General features: G+C 68.2%; 26 protein-coding genes and 1 pseudogene. 10 read left to right on the top strand and 17 right to left on the bottom strand.

Annotated elements, in window-relative coordinates; genetic code table 11:
- Positions 1-18 precede the first annotated feature (18 nt).
- From AQJ91_RS34605 to AQJ91_RS34590, 4 genes are all read right to left on the bottom strand, one after another.
- Positions 19-495, bottom strand: a complete 477-nt coding sequence (locus AQJ91_RS34605) for a MarR family winged helix-turn-helix transcriptional regulator (RefSeq protein WP_067029528.1) — start codon at positions 493-495, stop codon at positions 19-21.
- 95 nt (positions 496-590) lie between these two features.
- The gene (locus AQJ91_RS34600) at positions 591-1,394 is read right to left on the bottom strand and encodes an AIM24 family protein (protein WP_067029526.1); all 804 of its coding nucleotides are present in this window, start codon (positions 1,392-1,394) and stop codon (positions 591-593) included.
- A complete protein-coding gene (locus tag AQJ91_RS34595) occupies positions 1,391-2,041 on the bottom strand; it encodes an AIM24 family protein (RefSeq protein WP_067029524.1) in 651 nt (216 codons plus the stop codon). Before AQJ91_RS34595 ends, AQJ91_RS34600 begins: the two co-directional genes overlap by 4 nt.
- A 1-nt stretch (position 2,042) precedes the next feature.
- Positions 2,043-2,675, bottom strand: a complete 633-nt coding sequence (locus AQJ91_RS34590) for an AIM24 family protein (RefSeq protein WP_067029522.1) — start codon at positions 2,673-2,675, stop codon at positions 2,043-2,045.
- 427 nt (positions 2,676-3,102) lie between these two features.
- Here AQJ91_RS34590 and AQJ91_RS34585 point away from each other — a divergent pair, with 427 nt between their 5' ends.
- Together AQJ91_RS34585 and AQJ91_RS34580 are read left to right on the top strand one after the other, a co-directional pair.
- A complete protein-coding gene (locus AQJ91_RS34585) occupies positions 3,103-3,450 on the top strand; it encodes a DUF3817 domain-containing protein (RefSeq protein ID WP_067029520.1) in 348 nt (115 codons plus the stop codon).
- Positions 3,447-3,764, top strand: a complete 318-nt coding sequence (locus tag AQJ91_RS34580; protein WP_067029518.1) for an MTH1187 family thiamine-binding protein — start codon at positions 3,447-3,449, stop codon at positions 3,762-3,764. The genes AQJ91_RS34585 and AQJ91_RS34580 overlap by 4 nt, the downstream gene beginning before the upstream one ends.
- Here AQJ91_RS34580 and AQJ91_RS50585 read toward each other — a convergent pair.
- Positions 3,697-4,038 (bottom strand): antibiotic biosynthesis monooxygenase family protein, encoded by a 342-nt coding sequence (locus AQJ91_RS50585; protein ID WP_234383219.1) that lies wholly within the window; start codon positions 4,036-4,038, stop codon positions 3,697-3,699. The two genes, AQJ91_RS34580 and AQJ91_RS50585, sit on opposite strands and share 68 nt — an antisense overlap.
- Before the next feature lie 14 nt (positions 4,039-4,052).
- Positions 4,053-5,312: a cytochrome P450 family protein gene (locus AQJ91_RS34575; protein WP_067029516.1), complete on the bottom strand. Its 1,260-nt coding sequence runs from the start codon at positions 5,310-5,312 to the stop codon at positions 4,053-4,055.
- A 183-nt stretch (positions 5,313-5,495) separates the two neighbouring features.
- Here AQJ91_RS34575 and AQJ91_RS34570 point away from each other — a divergent pair, with 183 nt between their 5' ends.
- Together AQJ91_RS34570 and AQJ91_RS34565 are read left to right on the top strand one after the other, a co-directional pair.
- Positions 5,496-7,142, top strand: coding sequence for an FAD-dependent oxidoreductase (locus AQJ91_RS34570; RefSeq protein WP_067029514.1), 1,647 nt, complete (start codon positions 5,496-5,498; stop codon positions 7,140-7,142).
- Between the two features lie 15 nt (positions 7,143-7,157).
- Positions 7,158-8,153 carry an amidohydrolase family protein gene (locus tag AQJ91_RS34565; protein WP_067029512.1) on the top strand — a complete coding sequence of 332 codons (996 nt, stop codon included), beginning with the start codon at positions 7,158-7,160 and terminating at the stop codon, positions 8,151-8,153.
- A gap of 50 nt (positions 8,154-8,203) precedes the next feature.
- Here the strand turns inward: AQJ91_RS34565 and AQJ91_RS34560 are convergent, their stop codons facing one another.
- Genes AQJ91_RS34560 through AQJ91_RS34530 form a run of 7 tightly spaced genes read right to left on the bottom strand, consistent with a single transcriptional unit; the run spans position 8,204 to position 13,481 of the window.
- Complete coding sequence (locus AQJ91_RS34560; RefSeq protein ID WP_067029510.1) at positions 8,204-8,539, bottom strand: TcmI family type II polyketide cyclase; 336 nt, start codon at positions 8,537-8,539, stop codon at positions 8,204-8,206.
- Between the two features lie 26 nt (positions 8,540-8,565).
- Entirely contained in the window at positions 8,566-9,045 is a 480-nt protein-coding gene (locus tag AQJ91_RS34555; RefSeq protein ID WP_067029508.1) for an SRPBCC family protein, read from the bottom strand.
- Between the two features lies 1 nt (position 9,046).
- Positions 9,047-9,313: an acyl carrier protein gene (locus AQJ91_RS34550; RefSeq protein WP_067029506.1), complete on the bottom strand. Its 267-nt coding sequence runs from the start codon at positions 9,311-9,313 to the stop codon at positions 9,047-9,049.
- A gap of 18 nt (positions 9,314-9,331) precedes the next feature.
- On the bottom strand, positions 9,332-10,579 hold the full coding sequence (locus tag AQJ91_RS34545; protein ID WP_067029504.1) for a beta-ketoacyl synthase N-terminal-like domain-containing protein: 1,248 nt from the start codon (positions 10,577-10,579) through the stop codon (positions 9,332-9,334).
- On the bottom strand, positions 10,576-11,844 hold the full coding sequence (locus AQJ91_RS34540; RefSeq protein WP_067029502.1) for a beta-ketoacyl-[acyl-carrier-protein] synthase family protein: 1,269 nt from the start codon (positions 11,842-11,844) through the stop codon (positions 10,576-10,578). Before AQJ91_RS34540 ends, AQJ91_RS34545 begins: the two co-directional genes overlap by 4 nt.
- Entirely contained in the window at positions 11,841-12,305 is a 465-nt protein-coding gene (locus tag AQJ91_RS34535; protein WP_067029500.1) for a cupin domain-containing protein, read from the bottom strand. Before AQJ91_RS34535 ends, AQJ91_RS34540 begins: the two co-directional genes overlap by 4 nt.
- A gap of 54 nt (positions 12,306-12,359) precedes the next feature.
- Positions 12,360-13,481, bottom strand: a complete 1,122-nt coding sequence (locus AQJ91_RS34530) for a SchA/CurD-like domain-containing protein (protein WP_067029499.1) — start codon at positions 13,479-13,481, stop codon at positions 12,360-12,362.
- 327 nt (positions 13,482-13,808) lie between these two features.
- On the opposite strand from AQJ91_RS34530, the gene AQJ91_RS34525 reads away from it, so the two are divergent.
- The 4 genes from AQJ91_RS34525 to AQJ91_RS54715 all read left to right on the top strand — a co-directional run bounded on the left by AQJ91_RS34525 (position 13,809) and on the right by AQJ91_RS54715 (position 16,843).
- Positions 13,809-14,318, top strand: a complete 510-nt coding sequence (locus AQJ91_RS34525; RefSeq protein ID WP_067029497.1) for a MarR family winged helix-turn-helix transcriptional regulator — start codon at positions 13,809-13,811, stop codon at positions 14,316-14,318.
- Between the two features lie 46 nt (positions 14,319-14,364).
- The gene (locus AQJ91_RS34520) at positions 14,365-14,703 is read left to right on the top strand and encodes a DUF3817 domain-containing protein (RefSeq protein WP_067029654.1); all 339 of its coding nucleotides are present in this window, start codon (positions 14,365-14,367) and stop codon (positions 14,701-14,703) included.
- 113 nt (positions 14,704-14,816) lie between these two features.
- Positions 14,817-16,517 carry a coenzyme B12-dependent isobutyryl-CoA mutase large subunit gene (locus AQJ91_RS34515; RefSeq protein ID WP_067029495.1) on the top strand — a complete coding sequence of 567 codons (1,701 nt, stop codon included), beginning with the start codon at positions 14,817-14,819 and terminating at the stop codon, positions 16,515-16,517.
- A 50-nt stretch (positions 16,518-16,567) separates the two neighbouring features.
- Positions 16,568-16,843 (top strand): hypothetical protein, encoded by a 276-nt coding sequence (locus AQJ91_RS54715; RefSeq protein ID WP_199848100.1) that lies wholly within the window; start codon positions 16,568-16,570, stop codon positions 16,841-16,843.
- On the opposite strand, the gene AQJ91_RS50580 is transcribed toward AQJ91_RS54715, so the two are convergent.
- The 3 genes and pseudogenes from AQJ91_RS50580 to AQJ91_RS56335 all read right to left on the bottom strand — a co-directional run.
- Positions 16,764-16,997, bottom strand: a complete 234-nt coding sequence (locus tag AQJ91_RS50580) for a DUF397 domain-containing protein (RefSeq protein WP_079085433.1) — start codon at positions 16,995-16,997, stop codon at positions 16,764-16,766. The two genes, AQJ91_RS54715 and AQJ91_RS50580, sit on opposite strands and share 80 nt — an antisense overlap.
- An 11-nt stretch (positions 16,998-17,008) precedes the next feature.
- Positions 17,009-17,656: a DUF5753 domain-containing protein gene (locus tag AQJ91_RS34505; protein WP_234383218.1), complete on the bottom strand. Its 648-nt coding sequence runs from the start codon at positions 17,654-17,656 to the stop codon at positions 17,009-17,011.
- A gap of 39 nt (positions 17,657-17,695) precedes the next feature.
- Positions 17,696-17,890 (bottom strand): annotated as a pseudogene (locus AQJ91_RS56335) (helix-turn-helix domain-containing protein); the annotation flags it as partial.
- Between the two features lie 145 nt (positions 17,891-18,035).
- Between AQJ91_RS56335 and AQJ91_RS50575 the strand changes: the two are divergent.
- Entirely contained in the window at positions 18,036-18,437 is a 402-nt protein-coding gene (locus AQJ91_RS50575; RefSeq protein ID WP_079085431.1) for an ATP-binding protein, read from the top strand.
- Here the strand turns inward: AQJ91_RS50575 and AQJ91_RS34500 are convergent.
- Positions 18,374-19,054 (bottom strand): TetR/AcrR family transcriptional regulator, encoded by a 681-nt coding sequence (locus AQJ91_RS34500; protein WP_067029492.1) that lies wholly within the window; start codon positions 19,052-19,054, stop codon positions 18,374-18,376. The two genes, AQJ91_RS50575 and AQJ91_RS34500, sit on opposite strands and share 64 nt — an antisense overlap.
- A gap of 238 nt (positions 19,055-19,292) precedes the next feature.
- Between AQJ91_RS34500 and AQJ91_RS34495 the strand changes: the two genes are divergently transcribed.
- Positions 19,293-20,270 (top strand): tetratricopeptide repeat protein, encoded by a 978-nt coding sequence (locus tag AQJ91_RS34495; RefSeq protein ID WP_079085430.1) that lies wholly within the window; start codon positions 19,293-19,295, stop codon positions 20,268-20,270.
- Positions 20,271-20,550 lie beyond the last annotated feature (280 nt).

Below are 20,550 nucleotides of genomic sequence, written 5' to 3'. Positions count from 1 at the left end.
CCAGTGGGACTCCGTGACTTACGGACGTCCGCGCTGACCGCGCAGGTGCTCCGCGATCGGCTTGAGACCCTTGTCGAGCTCTACCAGGGCCTCGGGGGACAGCAGGTCGATGAAGTGCCTCCGCACAGACGTCACATGATGCGGCGCGACCTTCTTCATCGTCTCCATGCCGTGCTCGGTGAGGACGGCGTAGAGCCCGCGGCGGTCGGACTCGCAGTTCTCACGCCGGACCAGGTCCGCGTTCTCCATCCGGGTGATCTGGTGGGAGAGGCGGCTCTTGGACTGGAGGGTGGCCGACGCGAGATCGCTCATCCGCATCCGCACACCCTCCGACTCGGAGAGGTTCACCAGGATCTCGTAGTCGTTCAGTGTCAGGCCGAACGGCTGCAGATCCTTCTCGAGCTGGTACGTCAACAGCCTGTTGACCTCCAGGTGGGTACGCCAGGCGCACTGCTCCGCATCGGTCAGCCAGCGCGTGGCCGTCTCGGTCTCCATGAATGAAGTCTACCTAAAAGGTTGAAAGGCGAACTAGTGAGGGTTTTTGCGTGACGGTGCGCACACGTTCGATGTCACACTCCGCAGACTACCGCTCACAGCCCGAAGCGACGCTGGAGGTCTCCCAGCTGTCCGGGAAGACGCGGTGCGCCGCCTTGCTGTGAAGGACCTGTGTGCGGCCCGCCGCCACCGGGTACTCCGGCCTGCTGCGGGACCGCCCCCGTGGCCTGCTCGGCCATGAGTGCCTCGGTCGACTGGAGCAGGACCGTGCCGGCGCCGACGAACTCGAACTGATGCTCCTCCCCGGAGGCCCCGCCGAGCCCTGTCAGTGCACGTAGACCGCCCATTACGCCGGTCATGTAGCCATGGTCGTAGTGATGGCACGGCGACGGGCAGTCGGCCCAGCCGACGAGCGCCTGCGGGTCCACCCGGATCGGGGGTTCCATGAACACCACCGGGCCGTTAGATGCGGCCACGAACTTTCCGGTTCCGATCAGGGTCAGAAAACCCGGCACGATCGACTGCTTGAGGGCAAGACTTGGCTGAAAAGCGAGGAGGTTGCCCGAGCGAATGGTCAGATTGCCGTCTTCGAGGTCGTACGAGTTCACGTCGAAGGCCCGGTCGGCCAGCAGCATCTTGCCCGAGCCCTCCGCCACGACCCAGTCGCTCGCGTGCAGAGGCGAATGAAAGGACGTACGGACAAGACGGTCCAGCCGGCCGTGCCCGATGCCGTTGAACTCCATCGAGCCGTAGTAGGCGATCATCTTCCCCTTCTGCAGGAACCACTGGCTCCCCTTGAGCTCCACGCAGAAGGTGTACGCGTTGACATTGTCGTCGGACGGCAGCGTCGCGGGGTCGAAGACCGCCGGGCCGCCCGGGGTTCCGTAGGGGGTGCTCACAGCTTCTCCTCCGAGGCCTGGACGTACACCGCACCGCTGCCGCTGAGCTCCAGCTGGAAGGCCTCCCCGGAGCCGCGGCCCACCATGTCGCGCCAGCCCAGCGCGGTGGAGAGCTTGTTGCGGACGTCGCCGTGATGGGCGACGTATGCCTGTGGGTCGACATGGACCGGCCGCTGCGGGGTGATGGGGATCTCGAAGACGCCGCCGTGGGCCATGACCGCCACCGCTCCCTGCCCCTTGAGCGTGGTCGTGAACAGCCCCTGGCCGCTGACCTGGCCCCGGACCATGCCCATGACGCCGCCCTGCGAGCCGAGGAACATCGTCCCCTGCTGGAGCGTGCCCTCGAAGGCGAGCAGGCGGTCCGCCTCTACGCAGAGGGTGTCGCCGGAGAGGTTGATCACCTGGACGTGGTGTCCGCCGTGCCCGAACAGCACGGTGCCGCTGCCCTCGACCGTCATCAGCGGGGTGTCCTCGTTCGCCACCCGGCGGCCGATCATCGACATGATCCCGCCCTGGCCGCCGCGCGTGTTGGGCGTGAAGGACACCTCGCCCTTGTAGGCGAGCATCGCGCCGCGCTGGCTGAACAGCTTCTGGCCCGGCATGACGGTCGCCTCGACCATCTTGGAGTTGATCTCGCGGAAGCCCATGTCACACGTCCCCCGCGATCGTGTTCCGCTCGCTCGGCTGTACGTACACCAGCCCGTCCCCCTCGAACCGGATCTGGAAGGCCTCGCCGCCGCCCTCGCCCATCAGCGTGCGGAACGTCACACCGGACTGGAGGGACTGCCGGAGGTTGCCCTGGTGCGCGACATAGGCGCCCGGGTCGACGGTCAGCGGATACTGCGAGCTGACCCGCAGCACCACGGCCGGCCCGTCCGACACGATCGCCGCCTGGCCGTGACCCTCGACGGTGGTTGTGAACAGCCCGTTGCCCTGCGAGGCGCCGCGCAGGCCCGTGAAGCTGGTGCCGGTGCGCAGCCCCGCGTCCGTCGCGAGCAGGTTGCTCGACTCCACGTACAGCTTGTCGCCCTGGAGGCTGACGAGGTTGATCTCGGAGGCGCGATCGGCGAACCAGCAGGTCCCGTGCCCCTTCACCTCCATCACCGTCATCTGCTCGCCGGTGAGCCGCCGGGTCACCATGCCCCGGATGCCCTCACCGCCGCCGCTCATCTTCTTGAAGTCCATCTGCCCGTCGTACGCCACCATCGAGCCGTTCTTCGCCTTCACGGCGTCCCCGGTCATGTCGACGGCGAGCACCTTGCTGCCTTGGAGTCGGAACATCGCCACGAGGGGAAGGTAGCTTGCGGTCGGCTGTCGCCAACAGATCCCGGGGGTGGAGATCGACCCTGATGACACCCCTAGGGTCAGGTCGGAGCCCGGTCGCTCCCGAGACAGCACACCTGGCCGGACCTGCGGAGAGGAGGCGTGTGGCTGCTCGAAGCCGGTTGCAGGCTTCCTGCGCGCGGATGGTGTCCACCCAGTGGTCGACCTCCATCACGGCCCTGAGCGGAGCCAGGCGGTCCGCGTGGGGCTGCGCCACTCGGCCGGACGCCACCTGCCTGCGGGCGGGTCGTCACAGGTCGGGGTGTGCTGGAGGCGTCGTCGCCACCCCCCGCCCAGACCTTCCCCCGCCCGTTTGCCACAATGGACGCACGTTTGTGCATGCGTTCACAAACGGGCCGACGTCTCTCCCCACCGAAGGTGACCCGTGGATCTCAAGACCGCCACCGCCCTCCGCCGCCTCCGCCTGGTCTCGGCCCCCGAGGCCGTCTCCTTCCTGCTTCTGCTGGTCTGCTCGGTGCTGAAGCGGACCACGGACTTCAACGCGGTGCCCGTGATGGGCATGATCCACGGCGTTCTCTTCATCCTGTACGTGATCTTCTGGGCGGACGCCTGGAACCGCACGAAGTGGTCCCCGAAGACGGCGGCCCTCTACTTCGTCCTCTCCGTCCTGCCGACCGGCGGCTTCTTCGCCGACCGCAAGCTGCGCCGTGAGGCCGAGGATGCGGTCATCGCCTCCCGCGCCCGCCAGGAGAGCGCGGTGAAGACGTCGTGATCGTCGCCTTCTCCGTGACACCGCTGGGCGTCGGCGAGGACGTGGGGGAGTACGTCGCCGACGCCGTCCGTGTCGTGCGTGAATCCGGCCTGCCGAACCGTACCGACGCCATGTTCACCTCGATCGAAGGTGAGTGGGACGAGGTCATGGACGTCGTCAAGCGTGCCGTCGCCGCGGTGGAGCGGCGCGCGCCGCGGGTCTCGGTGGTCCTCAAGGCGGACATCCGCCCCGGAGTTGAGGACGGTCTCACCTCGAAGGTCGAGACCGTCGAACGGCATCTGGCCCAGCGGGCGGAGCAGTCGCCGCGTCCGTGACGTGAAAGACCCCTGTCCATCGGTCGTCATGCAGGCAGGCGTTCATCGGCTCGACCAGCGTCGTGTGATCGGGGTCGGTGCGCCACCGTTTGATGGATTCAAGGCTTTCCCACTCGCTGGTGAGCAACCAGCGAGTGGGATCGTCGATCGAGCGGCAGAGCTGCTCTCCGAGGTGTCCGGGAGATCGCACGGCGCGTTCGAGCACGCCGTTGTACGACCTCAGGAAGTCCTCTTCTCTTCCCTCTCGTACGCGGAGCAGCCGAATGACCCGCACACGTGCGGTCACGGTCACGACGGGTCGAGGACGACCGGAAGTTCCGCCAGCCCACGGAAGGCGGGGAACGGCACGGTCAGCCAGCGTGCGTCCTCCGGCGCCCCGGCCAGGGCCATGCGCGGATACCGTCCGAAGAGCGAGGTGAGGGCGATCTGCATCTCCAGACGTGCCAGCGGCGCGCCGATGCAGAAGTGAGGGCCGACGCCGAATGTCAGATGGGTTGACTGGACGTTCGGGCGTGTGACGTCCATCCGGTCCGGATCGGCGAATACGTCAGGGTCACGGTTGGCCCCCGTGATCGAAACCTGGACGAGCGCCCCCTTGGGGATGAGCGTGTCGCGGATCACGATGTCTTCCTTGGCGAAGCGGAATGTCGAGTTCTCCACGGAGGTCTCGAACCGGAAGATCTCCTCGACGGCCGCGGCGGTTGCGCGCGCATCCTGGAACGCCAATCGCTTCTGCTCCGGCTGAGCGAGCAAATGGTAGAAAGCGTTGCCGAGTTGGTACGCCGTCGTCTTGTGGCCGGCGAACAGCAGCACCCACGCTGTTGAGACCAGTTCGTGGTCCGTAAGAGCGCCTTCCTCGTCCCTTGCTGTGGCGAGTGCGCTGAGCAGGCCTCCGTCCGGCTCCTGCCGCTTCCGTGCGATGAGATCCGCCAGATATTCGCGCAGATTTCCCTCGGCCAGTTCCAGCGCTTTTCTCGCCTCCGGACCGAAACCGGTCCGAGCGACGGTGGCGGACCATTCCTGGGCCTGCTTGCGTTCGTTTTCCGGCACGCCCAGAAGTTCGCAGATCACATTGAGCGGCAGGGGGAAGCAGAACTCCGGGAGCAGGTCCATGGGCTCCGAGGTCGCGCAGCGATCCAGCAGGTCCTCGGTGACCTTCTGGACGCGCGGACGCAGAGATTCCACTCGTTTCGGCGTGAAGGTGTTGCCGACGATCCTCCGGAGCCTGGTGTGCTTCGGAGGATCCGAGAAGAGCATGTTGTCGTCCAGGGCGATCGACGAGTCACCGAAGATGCGGTGGTAGGCGTCGATGGCGCCGTACATGTCCTTGCTCAGGCGCGGGTCGGCCAAGGCGGCGCGAGCGTCGTCGTGCCGGGTGATGAGGTAGGTCTCGACCCCATGGGGAGGCGACAGCGGGCATACGGGTGCTGTCTCCCTGAGCGCGGCGTAGACGGGATGGGGATTGGCGCGGAATTCCCGGCTGCAGGATGCGGCCGCCGCCGCGGCCTCATCGGGCGACAATTCCTCGGATGCGAACGCTTGCGTCATGACTGGTCCCGGGGTTCGGTGGGTTCCTTCGGTCATCAGCACGGTTCCCCGCGCGGCGCGGTGAGGCAAACGCTGCTGCGCCATATGGGTCGGGTCGTCGTATGAACTGTGGATGTGCAAGTCCTACTTGGTAAAACACTGACAGACAGGCCGGTCCTCGCCCCCCGGACTGGGCGCCATCGAATGGGGAGGAAATCAGTGAGCGGACCCGCAGTGGAATCTGTACCGGTTCTCATCGTCGGCGGATCTTTGGTGGGTCTTTCCACCTCCGTGTTCCTGGGGCGCCTTGGAATTGAACACATGCTCGTGGAGCGGCATGCCGCGACTTCGACTCACCCGCGCGGTCGTGGGAACAACGTGCGCACCATGGAGATCTTCCGGACAGCCGGACTGGAGCCGTCCATCCGGGAGGCCGCCTCCATGCTCGCCGGGAACGACGGCGTTCTTCAGGTGGACACCCTCACCGGGGACCAGCGCCGCTGGATTATTCGGGACATCTCCGCGGGCATGGACGTGTCCCGGGTCAGCTCTTCGGACTGGTGCCTGTGCAGTCAGAACGATCTCGAGCCGGTACTGCTGAGCCATGCCCGCCGGCAGGGCGGAGATATCCGCTTCGGTGTGGAGATGACTTCCTTCACGCAAGGCCGAGAAGGAGTCCAGGCCCAGATCAGGCGCCGGGACACCGGCGAGGAATACACCGTGAATGCCGATTTTCTGGTGGCCGCCGACGGCCCCAGAAGTCCTGTCCGCGAATGCCTGGGAATCAGTCAGTCAGGGCCTGGTGACCTCTTCCACAACGTCAGCGTCACATTCCGTAGCAAGATGCTCAAGGACTACGCCGGAGAAAAGAAGTTCGTTGTCTGCTACGTCACCGACCCGCTGGGTGAAGGGGCGTTGCTGCCAGTGGACAATGAGGAGCAGTGGGTGATCCATGTTCCTTGGTTTCCGGACCGCGGAGAGGCTCTGGAGGATTTCACCGACGATCGGTGTGCAGCGCACGTCCGCGCGGCCGCCGGCGTTCAGGATGTCGATGTGGAGATCACGGGAAAGGCGCCCTGGCACGCTTCGAAGCGGGTCGCGGACCGCTACGGACAGGGCCGCGTCTTTCTGGCCGGTGACTCGGCGCACGAAATGCCGCCCACCGGCGCGTTCGGTTCCAACACCGGAATCCAGGACGCTCACAATCTGGCCTGGAAGTTGGCCGCGGTGCTCCGCGGATGGGCCGGCATGCCCTTGCTGGACACCTACGAGCAGGAACGACGGCCCGCCGCCGTCGCCACCAGTGCGCGGGCGGCCCTGCAGGCGGTCGAGGAGGAGCACCCGGGATTCAGTCCCGCAGCGGGACGTAACGACGACCCGGCCGACCTCATGACCGTCGCGCTCTGCTGCCGGTACGCATCGAACGCCGTTGTCGGTGCCTCCCCGGAGCAGCCGGTCGTCCCGGAGACGTTCCAGCTCGGCGGCGACCCGGGAAGCCGTGCACCTCATATGTGGGTCAGGAGAGAAGGCAGCAAGATCTCCACGCTGGATCTGTACGAGCGCTCCTTCGTGGTCCTCTCCGGGCCCCGAGGCCAGGTGTGGCGGGACGCGGCCGAGAAAGCCTCCGACAACCTGGGCGTTCCGGTCGAGTCGTATCTCGTGGGAAACGGCCAGGACCACGATCTCGTCCCCGAGCCGGATGCCGACTGGGCGACGTTGCACGGCGCGGCCGAGGACGGTGCCGTCCTGGTACGCCCGGACGGTTACGTCGCATGGCGCGCCCATGCCGAGATGCCGAACGCCGATCGCGTGCTGACGAACATGCTGCAGACGGTGCTCTGCCGCGACTGAGAAGAGGACATGGCAATGACATCAGCAGGCTACGACGGCACCGCCGCGGGCCGAGTGGACGTCCACCACCACTTCACCGCGCCGGCCTGGCTGGACTGGGCGGAGGAACGAGGCGTCGTCAACCGAGAGAAGCTGCCCTGGTGGACGCGCTGGGACCTGAACGCGGCCCTGGAACTCATGGACAAGGCCGGCATCGGCACGGCCGTCATGACGGTGGCGATGCTCGGCCGGTTCCAGGAGCGCACGGAGCGGCAGGAAAGCGCACGGGTCGCCCTGCGGGCAGCGGCTGACGTCGTCGAAGAACAGCCCGCACGCTTCCGGTTCTTCACGCCGGTGTTCCTCGACGACCTGGAACTCTCCCGGTGGAGCCTCGAGTACGGCCTCGACGAACTCGGTGCCGTCGGGGTGAGTACGAGAACGAGCATGGACGGTGTCTACCTCGGCGACGCGTCGCACGACCGTCTCCTGAACGAACTCAACGACCGGTCCGCGGTCGTCAGTACCCACCCCATGGAAGTGCCGGCCGGAAAGGGCGGCCCTCCCGGAAGTACGGGGCTGCCGGGAATGCCGCCCTTCATGTGCGACTTCCTGATGGACACCACGCGTGCCGCCATCAACCTCATCAAGAACGGCACCCTGGACCGCTATCCGAATCTCACCTTCATCCTTCCTCACGGTGGAGGCTTCCTTCCGTACATGGCCACCCGGCTCGAACTCTTCGGCGGGCAGCTCACTCCCGAGATCGAACCGGGCCGGGTCCGTGACTACCTGCACCGCTTCTACTTCGACACCGCGGGACCCATGTCCCCCTCGGCCACGCCCACCCTGCTTGCCACCGTGGACCCCCGCCGCATCCTCTTCGGCACGGACTGGCCGCCCACCCCCGGACACGTCGTCGCCGACATCACGACACCTGCCCTGGACAACGACCCGGTCCTCTCCGATGAGCAACTCCACGCGATCAACCGTGAGAACGCCATGCGTCTGATGCCCGCACTACTCGCTCGCTGACGCACACGAAGAGGCCGCCGTCCGCGCGGACGGCGGCCTCCTCGTGTGCGTCAGCGAGCGTCGGTCTCCCTCTCCCAGTGGTAGAAGCACCGCGCCATCGCGTCCTTCGGACTGCGCCACGTCTGCGGGTCGTACGGACTGACGTACGCTTCGAGCTTCCTGGTGATGTCGAGGAACTCGGGGTGCCCGGCCACTCGCGCGATGGCGGGCCCCGGCTCCTGCTCGGCTTCGATGAGGTGCATGTACACGTCGCCGAACTGGAAGAGGGAGCGCCGGGTCACCCCGACGAGGTGCGGGAGTTCGCCGCGGTCCGAGGCCGCGAAGACCTCGGCGATGTCCGGAGCCGACTGCGGGGCCATCCGGGCGACGATCAGGGCGTGGTGCATGAGATCTCCTTCTGCCACCGCGTCGCTCAGGCGGGCGTGCTGGGTGCTGTTCGCCGCTCTTCGGCGGCCCGCTCGATGCGGTCGCGGATGAGGGCCAGCTGGATGGGCGAGTTGCGGTTGATGATGTCCGTCATCCCGGCGTCGTCGACCGGAGCGTCGGGCTTCATGGCGAAGTCCTGCGTCCAGTGCATCCGGGTGCCGGCGGCGGTCTCCTCGTACTTCCACTCGATGTTCATGTAGTCGAACGGGCCGGTCTCGACCCGGCGGGCGCGGACGGTGAGCTTCTCACGGTCGGCGACCCGTTCCGACACCCAGCTCCACACCTTGCCGTTCTCGTCGGGGTGCATGGTCAGACGGAAGGTCACGGTGTCGCCGTTGCGGGACAGCACGTCGACGGCCGCGTACTCGCTGAACAACTGCGGCCATCTGTCCAGGTCGTTCGTCATGTCCCAGACGAGGTCGAGGGGTGCGGCGATGGTGATCTCGTTCTCGGTGTGTCCTACCACTTCAGGCTCCAGTCGTGAACGCGCCGTTGACGAGGTCGAGGAACTGACGCGGGCTCTTGCACCGCTCCGCGTCGGTGGGCAGCGCCCGGCCGTGCCGGTTCTCCAGCTCGCCCACGATGCCGAGGAGACCGAGCGAGTCCAGCCCGAACTCGGCGAAGGGCGTGTCCACCCGGCGCTCGAGGTCGTGCGGGTCGACGGTCACGCCGGCGGCCTTCTTCATCAGCGTGGCCAGTTCCTCGACGGTTACTTGGGTCATTTCGGTGGTCATACGCGTTCTCCTTGTCGTTTAGGCGGCGGTTCCCGGGCCGCGGCGCAGGACCAGCGCCGCATTGGAGCCCATGAGTCCCCGGCTGAGGACCAGGGCCGTGCGGAGCTCGGCCGGGCGTGCCGTGGACGTCACCAGGTCGATCTCGTGGCAGACGTCGAAGACGCCCGGCGTCGGCGGTATCTGCCCGTGCTCCATGGCCAGCACCGCGGCCGCGATGTCCAGCAGGGGTGCCCCGCAGTAGGACCGTCCGATGCCGGCCTTGGGAGCCGTGACGGGCACGCGTGTGCCGTGCGGGCCGAGGGCGTCGGCAAGGGCGAGGGCCTCGGCCCGGTCCGCCTCCGGGGAACCCAGCGCGTCGGCGAAGACCACGTCGATCTCCTCCGGCGCGCAGCCGGCCTCGTCGAGGGCAGCACGGATGGCGTGGGCGAGCCCTTCCCGCGACCGGTCCCAGCGCGAGGCACCGGTGAACGTGGCGGCATGTCCCGCCACGGTGGCGCGGACGACGCCGCCGCGGCGGTGTGCCCGGTCCGCGTCCTCGACGACCAGCACGGCACCGCCCTCGGCGGGCACGAAACCGCAGGCCGCGGAGGTGAAGGGGCGGTAGGCGCAGGACGGGTCCTCGACGGTGCTGAGTTCGGGGTATCCGAGCTGGCAGACCATCGAGTAGGGAGCGAGCGGCGCCTCGGCCGCCCCGACCACGACCACGTCGGTTCCCCGCCGCACGGCCCGGGCGGCGTGCGCGACGGCGTCCAGACCGCCCGCCTCGTCGCTGGCCACCACCCCGCAGGGCCCCTTGAAGCCCCTGCGGATCGATATCTGGCCGGTGCTGGCCGCGTAGAACCAGGCGATGGACTGGTAGGGCCCGACGAATCGGGCCCCCTGTCCCCACAGCTTCTGCAGTTCCCGCTGGCCGAACTCACCGCCGCCGGATCCGGCGGCGGTGACCACACCGACGGAGTACGGGGCGTCGGCGGCGATGCCGCTCAGGCCCGCGTCCTCCAGTGCGGCGTCGGCGGCGGCCAACGCGAAGTGGGTGAACCGGTCGGTCTGGACGAGGAAGGTGTCCTCGATGAGTGCCGACGGGTCGAACCCCCGGACCTCGCCGGCGACACGGAGCGGAAGGTGCCCGCATCCCTCCCGGGTGATCCTGTCCAGTACGTTCAGGCCCTCCTTGACGGACTTCCAGTAGGTGTCCGTACGCAGGCCGTTGGGTGCGACCACACCGATCCCCGTGATCGCCGTGTGCCGGGTACGTTGACCACTCATCGTTTCCTCCCGCCTGGCCCCGTCAGGAGCACCGCGGACTGGAAGCCGCCGAAACCGCTGCCGACGGACAGCACGTTGTCGAGCCTGCGGGGGCGTGCGGTACGCGGTACGTAGTCCAGATCGCACTCGGGGTCCGGGGTCTCGTAGTTCGCCGTGGGCGGCACCACCTGGCGGGCCAGGGCCAGTACGCAGGCGACGACCTCGATCGCGCCGATCGCACCCAGCGAGTGGCCCACCATGGACTTGATCGAGCTCATGGGCGTGTCGTAGGCGTGGGCGCCCAGGGACCGCTTGACCGCGGCGGTCTCGTGACGGTCGTTCTGGCGGGTGCCCGAGCCGTGCGCGTTGACGTAGTCGATGTCCGTGGGGTCCACACGGGCGTGGTCGAGCGTGGTGTCGATGGCCCGCGCCATCTCCAGGCCCTCACTGGTCAGTCCGGTCATGTGGTACGAGTTGCCGAACGTGGCGTAGCCGCCGATCTCGCAGTAGACGTGCGCGCCTCGGGCACGGGCGTGCTCGAGCTCCTCCAGGACGAGCACCGCGGCGCCCTCACCCATGACGAATCCGTCGCGGTGGGCGTCGAAGGGCCGGGAGGCGTGCGCAGGGTCGTCGTTGTTCGGCGACGTCGCCTTGATGGCGTCGAAGCAGGCCATGGTGATCGGGGAGATCGGCGAGTCCGACGCCCCGGCGATGCAGATGTCGGCACGGCCCTCCTCGATGGTGTGGGAGCCGTAGCCCACCGCGTCGAGTCCGGAGGTACAGCCGGTGGAGACGGTCTGCACCGGACCCTGCGCGCCGAAGCGTTCCGCGACGACGGAGGCCAGCGTGCTGGGCGAGAACGCCAGGTGCAGCTGCGGTTCGGCGGTGCGGTGGTCGACGTCCCAGCGCTGTCCTCGTTCACTGACCAGGACGTAGTCGTGCTCCAGACGGGTCGTGCCGCCCACCGCGCTGCCGAGGGAGACCGCCACGCGCCAGGGGTCTTCGCTGCCGAAGTCGACGCCGCCGTCGGCGATCGCCTCCGCCGCTGCGACCATGGCGAACTGGATGTACCGGTCGGCGCGTTCGACCAGCTCGGGTTCGAGCCCATGCGCGAGGGGGTCGAAGTCGCACTCGGCGGCAATCCGGGAGCGCAGCCCCTCGGGGTCGAACAGGGTGATGCCGCGCGTCGCCGTACGACCGTTGGAGAGCAGGTCCCAGAACGCCGGCACCCCGATCCCGCCGGGGGCGACGACGCCGATACCGGTGACCGCCACCCGCCGGGTCATGAGGGGACCCCACGGCGTTCGGGCCGGCGGCTCTCCTCCTGGACGAGCGGATACGGCTTGAGGTCCTCGCTCTGCGTCACGGGCTCCGTGTCGACGTGGCCGAGGCTCGGTTTCGGTGCCAGCGGACCCAGGTGGAAGACCATCCGGGCTTCCTCGTCACCGACGTTGCGGAAGCGGTGCCGCATGTCGATGGGGATCATGAGGCCTTGGTCGGAGCGGAGGGAGAAGGTCTCGCCATCCAGGTCGACCTCCAGGCTGCCCTCGACGACGAAGATGAACTCCTCGGAATACGGGTGGTAGTGCTCGCTGATGCGTTCGCCGGGCCGCATGATGGCCAGGCCCATGAACCCGCTCGTGGAACCCACCGTGACGGGTGTCAGCATCGTGCGCAGGTCGCCGCCGCGCTTGCGGTTGGGCTCGGTCTCACTCAGGTCCACGATGCGCGGGTGCGTTTTGTGCATGGTCCGTCTCCAGGTTGGGCAGTGGGGGTGTGGTCCGTGCGCTGTCAGGACAGTTCAGGACTGTGCGGCCCTGCGATCGGTGATCAGCGTCATGTCGGCGTGGGTCAGGAGACGGGTCGCGTCCCGTTCACTGGTGAGCGGTCCTTCCACGCCGAGCGCGGGGCCGTCGAGGAGGCGAGCCAGCACGGCGGCCTTCCTCGGGCCGTGGACGCCGAGCGCTCTGACCGGATCGGTCTCGGGATCGCCCGGTACATCGATGAGCCGGACGACGATGTCGTCCCGATGGAAGACGGTGCTGCGGTGCACGGGGCCGGCCGGATCGTCCGCGGCGGTCTCGTCCTGCTGGGAGAGCAGCCGGGCGAGTGCCATCCCGCAGCCCTCCCGCGCCGGGTAGAACAGCGCGTGCCGGCGCAGCTCGGCCGGTTCCGGCCCGCCGTGGGTCACGTGGTGTACGGCCGGCATGGCCGCGCGGGTGAAGAAGGCCCGTGCGGACTCGGGATCGGTCAGATCCCTGCTCAGTTCCAGGTACGGATTGAGGGCTTCCTCGACGGCCCGCACCTCCGGCTGACGCGAGACGTGGCGCAGCGCCGCCATCAGGTCGCCCTCCACCTCCACGGTGCGGACGACTCGGTTGCCGTGCATGAACAGCGTGGTGCGGCTCAGCCGCGTGGAGTCGTCCACGCGGGACTCGGGCGGTGCGTAGTGGGCGAGGATCTCCGCGACCTTGGACTCGGAGCCCGGCTTGACGGTGAACGTCAGTGCGTGGCGCGTCAACCCGTCGCCCACCCGCACGGACCCCTGGAGTGCGTCCGAGGTCCCGGCGGTGGGCGGGAGGGCACGGCCGGTCTCCCGGAGGATGCGGTAACGCATCGACCGGAGGTCACGGACGCAGCTCTGCAGGGGCCTGACCGTCTCGATGTGGTCCTCACTGCTGACCCATGCGAGGTACGGCGGGGCGCTCGCCCATTCGCTCGTGATGATCCACTGGGACGGGTTCTCCGCCGACTGGCACAGCTGGTCACTGAGGTGACCGGGAACCGACACGACGTGGTTGCGCATGTGCTCGTACGCGTCGAGGAACTGTTCCTGGGCGCCTTCGTGGAGATCGACGAGCAGGATGACTCGCAGCCTGGAGCCGTCGAAGGCCGACTGGGATATGCGTTTCGAAGTGGTCATCCGGCAGTCCCTTCCTTCACGAGAGGGCAAGCGACGGCCGCCGTGTCCCGCAGCGCGAACGCCGGTCGGCCCTGAGTCTTCATCGTGGGTCGGTGGACCAGGAGCCGCGAGCCATGCGGGCCAATGGGGGGAACGCCCCCTTCACGCAGGGCCGCGCCGACCGGGACGAGCTCCTCCAACGCGGCCGCCCACGAACCCAGTTGCTCCCACGCGTCCGGGGCCTCGGTCGCCCGCCCGTCGGGGCGCGCTCTGGCTCGCCCGGACGGAACCGACCGATGGGCGAGACGGGGCTGACCGGCATGTGACCGGCCGGTAAGGTCTGGAGACGTGCCGAAGCCGCTCAGTCTTCCCTTCGATCCCATCGCCCGCGCCGACGAACTCTGGAAGCAGCGCTGGGGAAACGTGCCGTCGATGGCCGCGATCACCTCGATCATGCGCGCCCACCAGATCCTGCTCGCCGAGGTCGACGCGGTGGTCAAGCCGTACGGGCTGACGTTCGCGCGCTACGAGGCGCTCGTGCTGCTCACCTTCTCCAAGGCGGGCGAGCTGACGATGTCCAAGATCGGCGAACGCCTGATGGTCCACCCCACCTCGGTGACGAACACCGTGGACCGCCTGGTGAAGTCGGGCCTGGTCGACAAGAAGCCCAACCCCAAGGACGGACGCGGCACACTCGCCGCCATCACCGAGAAGGGCCGCGAGGTGGTCGAGGCGGCCACGCGCGACCTGATGGCGATGGACTTCGGGCTCGGGGTGTACGACGCGGAGGAGTGCGGGGAGATCTTCGCGATGCTGCGTCCGCTACGGGTGGCCGCCCAGGACTTCGACGAGGACTGACAGCCCGGGGCAAGATCGCCCGGAAGGGGTGGTTACGCTCGACGGCATGAAGAAGAGCGTGCTGACCCGCTACCGCGTCATGGCCTACGTCACCGGTGTGCTGCTGGTTCTGCTGACCCTGGGCATGATCGGCAAGTACCTGCTCGAGATGGACGGCGCGGACGACTTCACGCGCGTCGTCAGCATCGCGCACGGCTGGCTGTACGTCGTGTACCTGGTCTTCGCCTTCGACCTCGGCTCCAAGGCGAAGTGGCCGGTCGCCAAGCAGCTGTGGGTGCTGCTCGCGGGCACGATCCCGACGGCCGCCTTCTTCGTGGAGCGTAAGATCACGCACGAGCTCGAGGCCGAGGTCGCCGAGGACGCGGGCGCGGTCGCGAAGGCGTAGCGCGGCGTCACCGCCGTACGCCGGTGTGTGTGCGGCGGTCCATTTGTACCAATTACCTTGACGCCCCGGTAAGCCGTCGACATTTACTAGGACGTCCAAGTAAATTCGATGGTATGGACGCTGACGCCATCGAGGAGGGCCGCCGTCGCTGGCAGGCCCGGTACGACGCCGCGCGTACGCGCGACGCGGACTTCACCACGCTCTCCGGGGATCCCGTGGAGCCGGTGTACGGGCCCCGGGACGGGGACGCCTATGAGGGGTTCGAGCGGATCGGGTGGCCGGGGGAGTATCCCTTCACGCGTGGGCTGTATCCGACCGGCTACCGGGGGCGCACGTGGACCATCCGGCAGTTCGCCGGGTTCGGGAACGCCGAGCAGACCAACGAGCGGTACAAGATGATCCTCGGCAACGGCGGGGGCGGGTTGTCCGTCGCCTTCGACATGCCGACCCTCATGGGGCGCGACTCCGATGATCCGCGGTCGCTCGGTGAGGTCGGGCACTGTGGGGTGGCCATCGACTCGGCCGCCGACATGGAGGTCCTGTTCCGGGGCATTCCGCTGGGGGACGTCACCACGTCCATGACCATCAGCGGGCCGGCCGTTCCCGTGTTCTGCATGTATCTCGTCGCCGCCGAGCGGCAGGGCGTCGATCCGGGGGTGCTCAACGGGACCCTCCAGACCGACATCTTCAAGGAGTACATCGCGCAGAAGGAGTGGCTCTTCCAGCCTGAGCCGCATCTGCGGCTGATCGGCGACCTGATGGAGTACTGCGCGGCGGGGATCCCCGACTACAAGCCGCTGTCCGTCTCCGGGTACCACATCAGGGAGGCCGGGTCGACGGCCGCGCAGGAGCTGGCGTACACGCTGGCCGACGGGTTCGGGTATGTGGAGCTGGGGCTGAGCCGTGGGCTGGACGTGGATGTGTTCGCTCCCGGTCTGTCCTTCTTCTTCGACGCCCATGTCGACTTCTTCGAGGAGATCGCCAAGTTCCGCGCCGCGCGCAGGATCTGGGCGCGCTGGATGCGGAACGTGTACGGGGCGAAGACGGACAAGGCGCAGTGGCTGCGCTTCCACACCCAGACCGCCGGGGTCTCGCTGACCGCCCAGCAGCCGTACAACAACGTGGTGCGTACGGCCGTGGAGGCGCTGGCCGCCGTACTCGGCGGGACGAACTCGCTGCACACCAACGCCCTGGACGAGACCCTCGCCCTGCCTTCGGAGCAGGCGGCGGAGATCGCGCTGCGGACCCAGCAGGTGCTCATGGAGGAGACGGGGGTCGCCAACGTGGCCGATCCGCTGGGCGGTTCGTGGTTCGTCGAGCAGCTGACGGACCGGATCGAGGCCGACGCCGAGAAGATCTTCGAGCAGATCAGGGAGCGGGGGTTGCGGGCCCACCCGGACGGGCGGCACCCCATCGGGCCGATCACGTCGGGGATTCTGCGGGGGATCGAGGACGGGTGGTTCACGGGCGAGATCGCCGAGGCGGCGTTCCAATACCAGCGGTCCCTGGAGAAGGGCGACAAGAGGATCGTGGGTGTGAACGTCCACCACGGGTCCGTCACGGGGGACCTGGAGATCCTGCGGGTCAGCCATGAGGTGGAGCGGGAGCAGGTTCGGGTGCTGGGGGCTCGTAAGGCAGGGCGGGACGACGCCGCCGTACGGACCGCGCTCGACGTGATGCTCGAGGCCGCGCGCGACGGCGGCAACATGATCGGGCCGATGCTCGACGCCGTACGCGCCGAGGCCACGCTGGGCGAGATCTGCGGGGTGCTGCGGGACGAGTGGGGGGTGTACACGGAACCCGCCGGATTTTAGGGCCGCCGGTCCAGTTGACTCCGGCGGGCCTCGACCCGCGGCAGATCGCGGTGCTTCTCACCGCATTCGACGAGCGGGGTCCCCGCTCCTCGCCTCACCCTCACCAGGACCGCGCCTGCGGCTACCTGCAACTCGGCCTCGCACTGCGCGCCGGCGGGCTCCTCGCCGTCAACGCCTACCTTCCGCGCCGCCGCCCACCCGGTGACAGCACGTACGGCGGACCGCTCTTCACCAGCCGCACGGGCATCAAGATGCCGCACCGCTGTCCACATGACCTGCTGCGTGCGGTGGCCGTGGCGAGCGGCCTGCTTTCACCGCCCGTATGAGGTGACCCAGACGCGCGGGCGTGGTCGCGATGATCTCGTCCGGGGCGTCGCTCTCGCGGAGGCGGAGGGTGCCGTCGGGGGCGGCGGCGAGGTAGAGGCAGTTGCCGGACTCGTCGCCACTGAACGACGACTTCTGCCAGGTGAGTTGGGGCACTGCGGGCCTTTCTAGAAGTCGTACAGGAGATGTTGGATCAGCAGCAGGGAACCTGGAGCCGCCTGAGTTTCGGCCGTGGCTGAGGGGGTGATCGGAGGGAGCGCGGAGTCCTTCAACCGACCGAAGAGCACGCGATATTGGGACAGGTGTTCCTGTGTGTCACGGTAGATCGGCTCGCTCGGATGTTCCAGTACGACCGTGGCCAGTTCCTCGACCGGTGGCCGCACGTACAGGAACGGGGTGCTGACACCCAGGAAGGTCTGTGCGCGGAACGGGAAGACCTGGATGGTCACGTTCGGCAGTCTCGACAGCTCGATGAGATGCAGCAACTGCCTGCGCATGACACTGGGGCCGCCGTAGTGCATACGCAGGGCGGCCTCGTGGATCACAGCGTGTACAGCGGGGGCATTTTCGCTCACGAGGATCCGCTGGCGCTCCAACCTGAAGGCGATGGCGTCCTCGGTCGTGGCGTGCTTGGGCTTCACGTCCCCGAACAGGGCCCGGATGTACTCCTCGGTCTGGAACAGGCCTGGGATGACCAAAGGCTCGTACGAGCACAGGCTGGCCGCACCAGCTTCCAGCTCCGCGAGGTTGAGCGCGTGCCGGGTGACCCGTCCCTGATAGGTGCTCCACCAGCCCTTGCCGCTGGACTCGGACATGGCGACCAAGGCCTCAAGGTGCGGGGTAGAAATATTCCCGTAGTGCCCGCACAGCCTGCGGAGTCGCTCCGTGGCGATGGCGGTGCGACCGGCTTCGATGTTGCTCAGGAGTGGGGCTCTGAGCCCTGTCGCCGCAGCCGCATCATTTGTGCTGACTCCGCTGATCTCGCGAGCCCTGCGCAGCTCAGTGCCTAGGCGCCGCTGTCGCTCGCTGATCCTGGTCCGTAGTGCCAAGGTTCGTCCCCTTTCCGAAAGGTGAAGGTCACCCTTTCGGGGAAGTAGGTAGAAAATCTACTCCGCAATCCCTACCGTCAGTATCGCAACCAACACACGCTGTGTGCATCCGAGTTGCGAATCTTCCCTAGGACGGAGGCGCCTCATGAACAACGAGGACGACTGGGAGTACAGCATCAACCTCCCGCACAATCCCCTCGCAGTCGGTGTCGCGCGAGGCGCCCTACGGCTGATCCTCCGTGCGCACGGGCTTGGCGAACTCCTCGTCACGGCTGAGCTGTTGGCCTCCGAGCTGGTCACCAGCGCGCATGTGCACGCCCCCGGACCGTCCTGCCTGCGCGTAAGACGCTCGGAGAAGTGGCTGCGGCTCTCGGTGTGGGACACCAGCAGCGAGCCACCCCGGCCTTCGCGCTTGTGCGGCGCGGACCGCGAAGAGGGGCGCGGGATGGGGATCGTCGAAGAGCTGGCCGACCGGTGGGGGCATTACTCCCTTGGGGCGCCAGTCCTGCGCGGGAAGCTGGTCTGGTGCGAGCTGGGCGGTGGATGACCTGTGGATGCGGTCAGGCCGTTCAGTAGGAGCCCGGTGAAGGCGCGGGCCCAGTCCGTGTCGACGGGCTCTGCGCTCACCAGGGCGCGGTGCACCACCGCGCCCGCGATCACGTCGAAGATGAGGTCCGCGGTCCGGGCCGCGGCCTCGGGGTCGCTCTCCCCCGGCAGCTCCCCGCGCTGCTGGGCGCGAGCGCGGCCCTCCAGGACGAGGAGCTTCTGGCGCTCTACGATCGAGGCGCGGATGCGCTCGCGCAGGGCGTCGTCCCGTGTCGACTCGGCCACCACCGCCATCAGGCCGCTCTTCGCCTCCGGGCGGGCCAGGATCGCCGCGAACTGCAGGATCACGCCCTCGATGTCGGCGGTCAGGCTGCCGCGGTCGGGGAGTTCCAGCTCGTCGAAGAGCTCCGCGACCGCGTCGACCACCAGCTCGTTCTTGCCGGACCAGCGGCGGTAGAGGGTGGTCTTAGCCACCCCGGCTCGGGCCGCCACGTCCCCCAACGTGAGCTTGGACCAGCCCAGTTCGACCAGAGCCGCCCGCGTCGCGGCCAGGATCGCGGTGTCCGCGGCGGCGCTGCGCGGGCGTCCCGGGCGGACGGCGGGGGTGCGGCTCTGCATGCCCCGACCATAACGGGAGGTTTGCGTGGGGTGGGTGGTGAGGGAGATCACCGGGGGGTGGTGTTCCGCCGGGCCCCTGTGGCATTACGCTACGACTCGTAGCGAAAGCGAGTGGGGCGGCGAGCCGCGGGCGACGATCACTGGTGTCAGGTGGGGACCCGGCGCCGAACACCACGCAGTCGGCCCGGCTTTCACACCGCTTTTCACATGTGCGCGCGGAACGGGGGAGGATAGACGCATGCAGCCACGGAACATGTCCATGAGCGGAGTCGTCGACCTCGCCGCGGTGAAGGCGGCCCAGGAGGCCAAGGCGAAGGCGGAGCAGGCGCGCGCCGAAGCGGCCCGGCAGGGCGGGGGAGGGGCCGTCTCACCCGCCGACCTGGTGATCGACGTCGACGAGGCGGGCTTCGAGCACGATGTCCTGCAACGGTCCACCGAGGTGCCCGTCGTCATCGACTTCTGGGCCGAGTGGTGCCAGCCCTGCAAGCAGCTGAGCCCGGTCCTGGAGCGGCTCGCCGTCGAGTGCAACGGTCGCTTCGTCCTCGCCAAGGTCGATGTCGACGCCAACCAGATGCTGATGCAGCAGTTCGGGGTTCAGGGGATCCCGGCCGTCTTCGCCGTCGTGGCCGGGCAGGCCCTGCCGCTCTTCCAGGGCGCCGCCGGCGAGGCCCAGATCCGCCAGACCCTCGACCAGCTGGTGACCGTCGCCGAGCAGCGGTTCGGGCTCACCGGCCTCGCCGTCGACCCCGACGCCGAGCCGGCCCCCGCCCAGGAGGCCCCCGCCGCTCCTCCCGCCGGGCCGTACGACGCGCTCCTTGAGGCCGCCGTACAGGCCCTCGACGCGGGCGACCTGGGCGGTGCGGTACAGGCGTACAAGAACGTGCTGAGCGACGACCCGGGCAACACCGAGGCCAAACTGGGCCTCGCCCAGGCCGAGTTGCTCCAGCGGGTGCAGGGCGCCGATCCGCAGCAGGTGCGCAAGGACGCCGCCGACAAGCCGGACGACGCGCGGGCGCAGATCGCCGCCGCCGACCTGGATCTGGTGGGCGGTCATGTCGAGGACGCCTTCGGGCGGCTCATCGACGCGGTGCGGCGCACCGCGGGTGACGAGCGGGACGCCGTACGCCTGCGGCTGCTGGAGCTGTTCGAGGTCGTGGGTGGCGACGATCCCCGGGTCGCGGCGGCGCGCAGGGCTCTCGCGCGCGCTCTGTTCTGAGCGGGGCGGGAGCCCCGTTCTGACCAGTCACTAAACGCACGGGCCCGTGTTGCCTGAGTGAAGGATTTGCCGACGGAGCGTCAGTGCGGCCGTGCTTTACCAAATCTTGGTAAACACGGCCGCTGTTACTGCCAGTAAGTCGGCGGCGGTGTTCTGTCAGATTCTGTCCCGTGATTCATGGACATGTCCGCCCGCTTGACAACACCCAGTGTCGCCGTCCGAGACCGGCGGGTCGTTGTTCGGTTATCCGGCCGTTACTAGCGAGTAACGGAGCCCCTTG

It is taken from the genome of Streptomyces dysideae (genome assembly GCF_001514305.1).
GTDB lineage: Bacteria > Actinomycetota > Actinomycetes > Streptomycetales > Streptomycetaceae > Streptomyces > Streptomyces dysideae.
Note: the sequence above shows the minus strand (reverse complement) of the source record. Positions and strands in the feature narration are given on the sequence as shown.